The 9,915-nt window shown below is 41.2% G+C and carries 3 protein-coding genes and 1 pseudogene; 3 read left to right on the top strand and 1 reads right to left on the bottom strand.

The features are described 5' to 3' along the window. Positions 1–161: 161 nt before the first annotated feature. Positions 162–3,697 (bottom strand): annotated as a pseudogene (gene dnaE / locus HYU69_17000) (DNA polymerase III subunit alpha). Positions 3,698–3,951: 254 nt separating this feature from the next. Between dnaE and HYU69_17005 the strand changes: the two are divergent. From HYU69_17005 to HYU69_17015, 3 genes are all read left to right on the top strand, one after another. Beyond that, on the top strand, positions 3,952–6,132 hold the full coding sequence (locus tag HYU69_17005; GenBank protein MBI2272040.1) for a hypothetical protein: 2,181 nt from the start codon (positions 3,952–3,954) through the stop codon (positions 6,130–6,132). A 21-nt stretch (positions 6,133–6,153) separates the two neighbouring features. After that, the gene (locus HYU69_17010) at positions 6,154–9,354 is read left to right on the top strand and encodes a SpoIIE family protein phosphatase (GenBank protein ID MBI2272041.1); all 3,201 of its coding nucleotides are present in this window, start codon (positions 6,154–6,156) and stop codon (positions 9,352–9,354) included. Between the two features lie 51 nt (positions 9,355–9,405). Next, a partial coding sequence (locus tag HYU69_17015; protein ID MBI2272042.1) for an aminoacetone oxidase family FAD-binding enzyme occupies positions 9,406–9,915 on the top strand: 510 nt, incomplete at its 3' end.

Genomic DNA, 9,915 nt, shown 5'->3' on the forward strand with positions numbered 1-9,915 from the left:
CAACGTTTTGTTAATGTTTGTTCACTACAAAATTTTAAAATCCAAACAAGAATGCAGCATTAACAAGGGCTGTAGGGTTGCGACCTCGATTCGAGTGTCAAACTCGGGGGACAATTTATTAGACTATATATTTTGTATAATCGGTATTAAACAACTCGCAATCAATTCAACTTAAACCCCACCCCCGGCATCTTTTCAAGCGTAGAGAGCAGTTCGTTACTTGCGTTCACTTTAATTTTTTTGGAGGGGATCTCAATAAAAAAATTCTCGTCCTTATCGTAAACTGCGAAGCGCAGGGTACAATTACGCGGGCCGGCGGCGGAAGTATCGTTCACTAAACCCAACAGCTTTTCAATAAAGGCATCGGTGAGGTCGGCCAGGGGAATATTAATAGTAAGACTCTTTGTCATTTTATCGCGCAGCTCGGTAAGTAATTGCATGCTGTTGATCTTGAACTCAAGGTTGCCGGGCTGCATATAACGATCCTGAACTTTGCCGCGTATGTATAAAAAGAAGCCCTGTACAAGGAAGGCTTTAAACTTTACATAATCTTCGCCAAACAACATGAACTCGAACGAGCCGTTATAATCTTCCATCATAAAACTGGCAAAAGGCTTTCCCGCTTTCGAAACACGGTGGTTGGCAACCGTAATTATCCCGCCTAAAGCAATTTCTTTCCCTTTCAACTTCGGCATATCCTGAAAATCGGCAATGGCTGTGTTACAGAAGCTATTCAGCTCCAAACGGTAACTATCCAAGGGGTGACCGGAAATATATATTCCCACTACTTCACGTTCGTACTTCAACTTTTCAAGACTACCCCACTCCTCACATTGAGGCACTTTAGGCTCGGGCTCTTCAACTCCCGATGCTTCACCAAATAAACTTTGCTGGGATGAATTTTTCGCTTCCTGGAAATTATTTCCATAACGGATGGCCTTTTCTAAAAAAGAAATTCCATCGCCGCTCTCCGAATGAAAATATTGCGCGCGGTGCACACCCGGAAATGAATCAAATCCACCAGCATAGGCAAGGCTTTCAAACGCTTTTTTATTCGCGGCGCGTAAATTTATTCTTCGCGTTAAGTCAAATATATTTGCAAACGGACCATTGAGCATACGCTCATCAACAATAGCCACAACAGCTCCCTCACCTACTCCTTTTACCGCACCCAAACCAAAACGTATGTCTCCTTTTTTATTTACCGCAAAATGGTACTGACTTTCATTTACATCCGGGCCAAGCACAGGAACACCCATACGCTTACACTCTTCCATGAAGAATGTTACTTTATCAATATTATTCAAGTTATGTGTAAGTACCGAGGCCATATATTCTCCCGGGTAATGGGCTTTTAAATAAGCTGTCTGGTAAGCTACAAAAGCATAACAGGTGGAATGTGATTTATTGAAGGCATATTGTGCAAATGCCTCCCAGTCGGTCCAGATCTTTTCCAGTTTATCGGCAGGCAAACCCTTTTGGGCCGCGCCATTGATAAATTTATTTTTCATTTTATCCAGGGTCGCCCTGTCCTTTTTACCCATCGCTTTACGCAATACATCGGCGTCGCCTTTGGAAAAGCCAGCCAGCTTTTGCGATAGCAGCATCACCTGCTCCTGGTAAACAGTGATACCATAAGTATCTTTGAGGTATTCCTCCATTTCAGGAAGGTCATAGGTAATGGCTTCCCGCCCATGTTTACGGGCGATAAAATTCGGGATGTATTCAATAGGACCCGGACGATACAGCGCGTTCATGGCGATGAGATCCTCGAATTTATCCGGCTTCAGATCTTTCAGATGCTTCTGCATTCCGCCTGACTCGAACTGGAACGTCGCGTTTGTTTCACCGCGCTGGTAAAGCTCAAATGTTTTTTTTTCTTCAAGCGGTATTGTGTCAATGTCAATGTCAATTCCATGATTTTGTTTGATGAGCTTCAGCGCGTCACGGACAATACTGAGTGTTTTAAGTCCAAGGAAGTCCATTTTAATTACACCTGAATCTTCGATCACTTTACCATCGTACTGCGTAATTAACAGGTTCGTTTCCTTTGATGTGGCCACAGGAATGATCTCTGTCAGATCCTTTGGAGCGATGATGATGCCTGCGGCATGAATACCTGTACCGCGTACAGAACCCTCCAATATCAATGCTTCCTTCAAAACTCTTGATTGCAGGTCATCTCCCTGGTATATCTCACGGAGCTTTTTCACATTCTCCAGGTCCTCTCCGCCTAATTGCTCTACCTCTTCAAGACTTTTCTCACCTTTTAACGGAGCCGTTAGCATACGATCCAGCTCAGTTCCGGGCCTGTCGGGCACCAACTTGGCCAGCATGTTCGAATCCTGCAGAGGAAGGTCGAGTACACGGGCCACATCCTTAATGCTCATTTTAGCGGCCATAGTACCATAGGTAACAATTTGCGCCACCTGGTTCTTGCCGTATTTTTCAACCACATAATCGATCACCTTCTGGCGGCCCTCATCATCAAAGTCTGTATCAATATCATATTTGTAATACCAATACAATAAGCAACGGCGGAACCCGCGGCAGAACCCCGTCCGGGGCCAACAACAACGCCAAGGTCGCGGCCGGCTTTTATGAAATCCGATACGATCAGGAAGTAACCCGCGAAGCCCATTGTTTTAACAGTGAACAATTCAAAATTGATCCGTTCTTCTATCTCAGGAGATAATTCACCATAACGTTTTTTAGCCCCCTCATAGGTTATATGCTTTAAATATTCATCCTGCGAGCTGAAGCCTTTAGGAATTTTAAAATGCGGCAACAATATATCCTGCTTGAGCTTCAGGGGTTCTATCTTATCAACTATCTCGTTGGTATTATCAATGGCTTCCGGAATATCGCTGAACAAAGTGCTCATTTCAGCGGTTGTTTTAAAATAAAACTGGTCGTTGTAAAACGCGAAACGCTTATCCTTTGTCATTACATCATCTTCGGCAAAATCCTTCATGGTAGGTGTACTCTGCTTTTCACCTGTATTGATACAAAGCAGGATATCATGCGCGTTGGAGTCAGCCTGGTCCACATAATGCGAATCATTGGAAGCGATAATTTTCACGTGATACTTTTTCGCGAAACCCAGTAATACTTCATTCACTTTTATCTGATCGGGAATATCGTGGCGCTGCAGTTCAATGTAATAATCCTCCCCGAACAGGTCGAGCCACCACTTAAACTCCTTTTCTCCTTCAGCTTCTCCCTTTCTTAAGATCACCTTAGGAACTGAAGCCCCAAGGCAGCAGGTAGTTGCGATCAATCCTGTATGATATTGCAATATCAATTCTTTATCAATACGGGGATACTTACCATACAAACCTTCCATGTAACCCAATGAACACAACTTAATCAGGTTCTTGTAACCTTCGGCATTTTTAGCGAGCAACAACTGATGGTAACGAATATCTTTATCCTCCTTTGTAAACTGGCGCTTGTGACGGGTTTCGACAACATAGAATTCGCAGCCAACAATCGGTTTTATTTTATTCGGATTATCGGGAGTGTTGTATTTACCCGCTTCGGCAACAAATTTAAAAACGCCAAACATATTGCCATGATCGGTTATGGCAATGGCCCGCATATTGTCGTTCACTGCTTTCTTATACAATGAACCTATATCAGCAGCCCCATCAAGCAGCGAGAATTGGGTATGAACGTGTAAGTGTGAGAATTGCATTTGATTGAAGATTAAAAGATCAGCAGACAGAAATCGGAAGACCGGAGCTTGGTTTCTCCTGACTTCAGCCTTCCAGCTTCTGACACTTCTGACATTTATTCCACCAATTTATCCAAAAGCCACGTAATGCATACTTCTTGTTGATAATTAGTTAATAACAAAAGATTATTAACACCATTCAAATCTCTCATTATCAGCATTTTTATGTTGTTACTTACGTTTTATTTAATAAATTTGGTTTCTTCAAAATACGTATGAAAAACGCAAGAAAAGGTACAGGTTCATCTTTCCTTATTAGTTTATTTTTGCTATTGCAAGGCTATGCGTTTTCACAGGATACAAAAACGATGGACCTCATCTTTAAAGTGCGTAATCATGATGTAAGCGGAACCACTCCAATACCCGGCGTTTCTGTTTCTGTTTACGAAAAAGCCAGCAATAAACTCCTTCAAACCCGCTATACACCGGAGAATGGTAACATTAAGTTCACACTTGAATTGTACAAGGATTATTTTTTCACTTTTACCAGGAAAGATTTTGTAACAAAAAAATTTGTGCTTGACGCGAGCGTACCCGGCAAAGAAAGCAAAAGCAAACTATATTATTATGTTGAACACATTGTTAACATGTATGGCATAACATCTGTCAACCTTGGCGCAGAGCTGCTTGATAAGCCATTTGACAAACTTGTGTATTCTGCCACCGAAAACAACTTCAGCAGTGATCCCGACTATCAGAAATCGTTGAAAAAAGAACTTGCAAAGTTAACACCGAAAGAGAGAGAAGCTTTATTAAATAAACTAAAAGGCGGAGGAAGCGGCGATGAAACTGATAAAGAAAAAAAATATAAAGACGCAGTTGCAACAGGTGACAGGGCTCTCGGCACAAAAGATTACCTGACCGCTAAGGATGCTTACTATATCGCATCAACGCTGAAACCTAATGATAAATATTCACGCGACAAACTGAAACAAATAGACGTTATCTTAAAATCCCGTAATCCGGCTGACATCAAGTATGCTGAACTTATTTCGCAGGCCGATAAGGACTTCAACGCGAAACAATACGAACAGGCAAAAAAGGGCTTTCGGGATGCAAGTAAACTTAAGCCGGGTGAAAAATATCCGAAGCAAAAGATCGATGAGATTGCCCAGCTAGCATTCAAAGAAAGTTCAAAAAAATACAAAGATGTCATATACAGGGCTGATAAATTTTTCCTGGAGAAAAATTATGTCAAAGCAAAAGAAGCTTATGCTGAGGCTTCCGCTTTAAATTCGTTTGAAAAATATCCTAAAGATAAGCTGGCTGAAATTTCACAAATGTATAAAGACGCTGTTTTTACAGCCGATAAACTTTTCCTGAATAAGGAACTTGAACGTGCGAAAGAAGCTTATAATACAGCCCTTGCCCTGAATCCTTCGGAGCAATATCCCAAAGAGCAGATCAAAGAGATCAACAAGCAGCTCAGGGCAGGTGAAACGTCTACAGATTACACCACCCTTGTCTCTAATGGCGATAGAGCCTTCAAAGAAAAAAATTACATGAAAGCAAAAGAGTTATTCGCCAACGCGCTGAAACAAAAACCAACTGAAAAATATCCAAAAGATCAACTGGCAAAGATCGATGCCGCAATTGCAAAAGACCCCAACTTCAAAAAAGAATTGGATAAAAAATATAATGAGGCCATGAAAAAAGGCAAAGAGGCGCTGGATAATAAAGAGTATGAAACCTCACGGGATGCCTACTCTGAAGCTTCTACGCTTAAGCCAGAACAAAAAATGCCTAAGGCACAACTGGCTAAAGTTGAAGGATTACTCAAAGCCGTCATGAAAGAACTGGATAACAAATACAATTCCACCATTGCACTCGCCGAAAAAGAGCTCGGATTAAAACATTACGATAAAGCCAAAACATCTTTTAACGATGCGTTAAAATTAAAGCCAACTGAAAAATTACCTAAAGACAAATTGGCTGAAATAGACAAACTGATCCTCGCAGAACGGAATGACGTTGACCAGAAATATAAAAATGCTATCTCGAAAGGAGACAAAGCTTTTGATGAAAAAGATTATACTACAGCAAAAGAAGCCTATACCGAAGCGGAAGCTATTAATTCCGGTCAAAAATATCCCAAAGACAGGATGGTTGAAATTGACAAACTAATAAAAGAAATGGAAAACAACCTTGTCGCAATTGATAACCTGATGGACCCTAAGACGAGAGCTGCAGCCGGCAATAACCAGGTCACACAACAATTGATGGCCATGCGCGAGGAACAACTCGCGAAAATGAACCAGATGAAACTGCTTAAAAAAGCGTATGCAAAACACATGGCAAACCTGAGTACCAAGTACAGTACTCAAAATCCATTGACAAAATTACTTGATATTATTGACACAAAAGCAATTGTTAACGCTAAGGAATCGCTGAAGTAAAATCTATTTAAGATCGCGCCTATGAACTTAAGAAAATTATTAATCGTGTTAAGCCTTGTAACCGGCATCACTTCGCTGGCACAAACACTTAACCTTAACCAGTTTGGTATAGAAGATGGCCTTCCTCAATCCAGCATATATACCATGTTGCAGGACTACAATGGGAACATCTGGTTTGGAACTATGGCCGGTGTATCGAAATACAATGGCCTGCGTTTTGAAAACTTTTCTAAAAAAGACAGTCTTGCCGAATACCGTGTCACCTCAAGTTGTTTGGACAAGGCCGGCAACATCTGGTTTGGCCATTGGAACGGAGGAATATCAAAATACAGTCCGGCCAGCTTGAAGTTTCATCCTGTTAATACGGGCAACTTTGTTATATCATCGACCATAACCAGCATTGTACTTGACAACAATGGAACACTCTGGTTCGCAACAAGTGAACATGGATTGATCAGCTATACTCCAACGGCAGATGAATTGCAAAAGGTTTCAGACACCGAAACCGGCACCTTCAAACTCATAGATAAAAAAGCCGGCCTGCCCTCGAATAAAATAAATAATTTATCTGTCGATGTATATGGCGCAATTTACATAGCTACCGGCAATGGCCTTGTTAAAACTATAGACGGAAAAAAGTTTGAGACTATCTATAACCTTCCATCTTCCCTTATAACCGCGGTATTATCTGACAGCAAAGGAAACCTTTGGGTTGGCACGGAAGATAAAGGGATAACGCGTATTCACCTTTCAAACAAAGAAGTAAAAACATATACTACATCTGACGGAGGACTTTCTTTTAATCATGTTAAAACAATCATTGAAGACGTTGATAAGAATATTTTTATCGGCACTTTTGGGGGCGGTGTGAGCAAATACCTTCCGGCTCTTGAAGCCAATAAATACCAGGGACCCCTGTTTCAGACTATTTCAACGGCCCAGGGCTTGAGTAATGATAAAGTGATGAGTATTTTGCAGGACCGGGAAAGAAACATATGGATAGGGACGTACCTTAATCTTAACCAATATTTTGATGAACAGTTTGAAATATTCGGAGAAAGAGAAAAAATAAAAAACAGCCTGGTATGGTCGGTTATCCAGGCAAAAAACGGGAAATACTGGATCGGTACCGAAGGAGGTCTGGTTGAATTCACCAAGAATGATCATTCGTCAAAAAACACATTTATTAATCGCACCGGTGGTAACGGTACAACCACCAACACGACATCGCTTTTAGAAGACGCAAAAGGAAATATCTGGTACACCAATTACACAACAGGTGTATCCCGCTTTAACCCGACGAATAACAATACAACGAATTACACAATATCCAATGGCCTTTGCAACAACGAAGTGAATGGTATCAGTAATGACAGGGATGGGAACATCTGGTTTGCAACAAATAATGGAGCCGGCAAATTCAACATAAATACTGAAAAATTTGAGAGCTACACCACCAAAGAAGGATTAGGAAGTAATAAGATATTTACAATCTACAAAGACAGTAAACAAAACCTTTGGTTCGGATGTTTGGGCGGAGAATTAACGATGTATGATGGCACATCATTTAAAAAATTTTCCGAGAAGGAAGGATATAATAACTTTTTTACACTTTGTATCACCGAAGACAATCGCGGCAATATGTGGTTCGGAAGTTTTGAAAAAGGACTTTACAGGTACGATGGTAAATCATTTAAAAACTATACCACTAAAGACGGTATGACATCCGATCAATCATTCATGCTTGTATGCGATAACCTTAATAATCTTTGGATAGGCAACAACCAGGGGATCGACAAATTCAATCTTAAAGATGAACTATTCAAACATTACGGGAAACAGGACGGATTCCTTGGAGTTGAAATTAACCCCAATGCGGTGTTTAAGGATACTGATGGCAACCTTTGGTTTGGCTCCATTATCGGGCTTGTTAAGTACACATCCAAAAGCGAAAAGAATAACCAGGTTGAACCTATTTTAGTATTGGATTACCCGCGATTGTTCTTTAACAAAATTGAGATAAAGGATGATCATGTTTTTAGGTATGACCAGAACCACTTTACGTTTGATTTTGTGGGAGCAAGTTTAACTAATCCGAAGCGTGTTACTTATAAGTACATGCTTGAAGGACATGACCTGGATTGGTCTCCGCCTCAAAAGCAAAATTACGTAACCTATTCGCTGCTCAACCCCGGTAAATATACATTCAAAGTAAAATCGGCCAATAATGATGGCGTATGGAATAAGGAACCCGCTTCCTTTATATTTACCATTAAACCTCCCTTTTGGAGAACGTGGTGGTTCTGGAGCATTGTCGGGGTTGTACTTATAGCAGTTATAATTGTTTTTGTCCAATACCGCGAACGTAAACTCAAAGAACAAAACCAGATCCTCGAACAAAAAGTACTGGAACGTACAGAAGAACTCCGTAAGGAAAAAGAAATTGTTGAACTCCAAAACCAGAATATCAGGGATAGTATTGATTACGCCAAGCGGATACAGGAAGCTGTATTTGTACCGATGGAAACTATACATAAAAACCTGCCCAACTCATTCATCTTCTTCCGGCCAAAAGATGTTGTCAGCGGCGACTTTTATTGGGTACATAACAAAAATGGTAAGATCATTTTCGCTATGGCCGATTGTACCGGACATGGTGTACCCGGCGCATTTATGTCCATTATAGGTAATAATCTTTTAAGTAATGTTGTAAAGGAAATGGGCATCGTTACTCCTTCATTAATATTAGATGAGCTAAGCAAACAAATTGATGAAATGCTCAACCCGAACCAGGATGGCCGGAAAGTTAAAGACGGCATGGACATTGCAGTATGCGCCTATAACCCGATCACCAAAGTGCTTGAGTTTGCCGGCGCCCACAATGCGATGTACCACGTTCGCAAGGGAGAATTAAAAGAATATAAAGCCGACAAACAACCCGTTGGAAAAACAATGATGCATGATGCATCATTTAAGTTCAATAATCATACGATTAATATTGAACCGGGTGATTACGTTTTCCTGTTCACCGATGGTTATGCGGATGCAATTGGAGGACCAAAACGAACAAAGTTCTTCTATCCTCCTTTCCGGAAGTTACTCGCCGAAAACACAGCTTTACCGCTTGATGCACAGCAAAAGAAACTCGAAGACACCCTGAATGAATGGCTCGGCAGCCGGGAGCAAGTGGATGATATTGCTATTATGGGTGTTAAATTTTAACCCAATTCAGATATGTCACCGCATTTAAAGTAATGTCATATCTTCTCCCCAATGACAAAAGAGATTATGATTATAGGCGGCGGTGCTGCCGGTTTTTTTTGCGCTGTGAATTGCGCAAGACTTGATCCTGAAGCCAAAGTAACGATCCTGGAAAAGTCATCCAAACTATTGAGCAAAGTACGTGTTTCCGGAGGCGGGCGTTGCAATGTAACTCATCATTGTTTCGACAACCGCGATCTGGTAAAAAATTATCCCCGCGGGGAAAAAGAACTCCACAGCGCCTTTGATCGCTTTTCTGTGAAACATACAATTGAATGGTTCGGAGACCGGGGCGTTAAATTGAAAACAGAAGAAGATGGGCGCATGTTCCCGGTTACAGACACTTCTGAAACGATCATTCACTGCCTGCTTGAGGAAGCCCATCATTACAATATACAGATAGTGACGAATTGTACTGTCACCCGGATCATCCCTGATACCATGAAAAAAAACTTTACACTAACATTTGCTAACAGCGAGTCGGTTACCTGTGATAAATTGGTAATCGCAACGGGCGGCAAC

This window comes from Bacteroidota bacterium (assembly GCA_016183775.1).
Classification (GTDB): Bacteria; Bacteroidota; Bacteroidia; order JABDFU01; family JABDFU01; genus JABDFU01.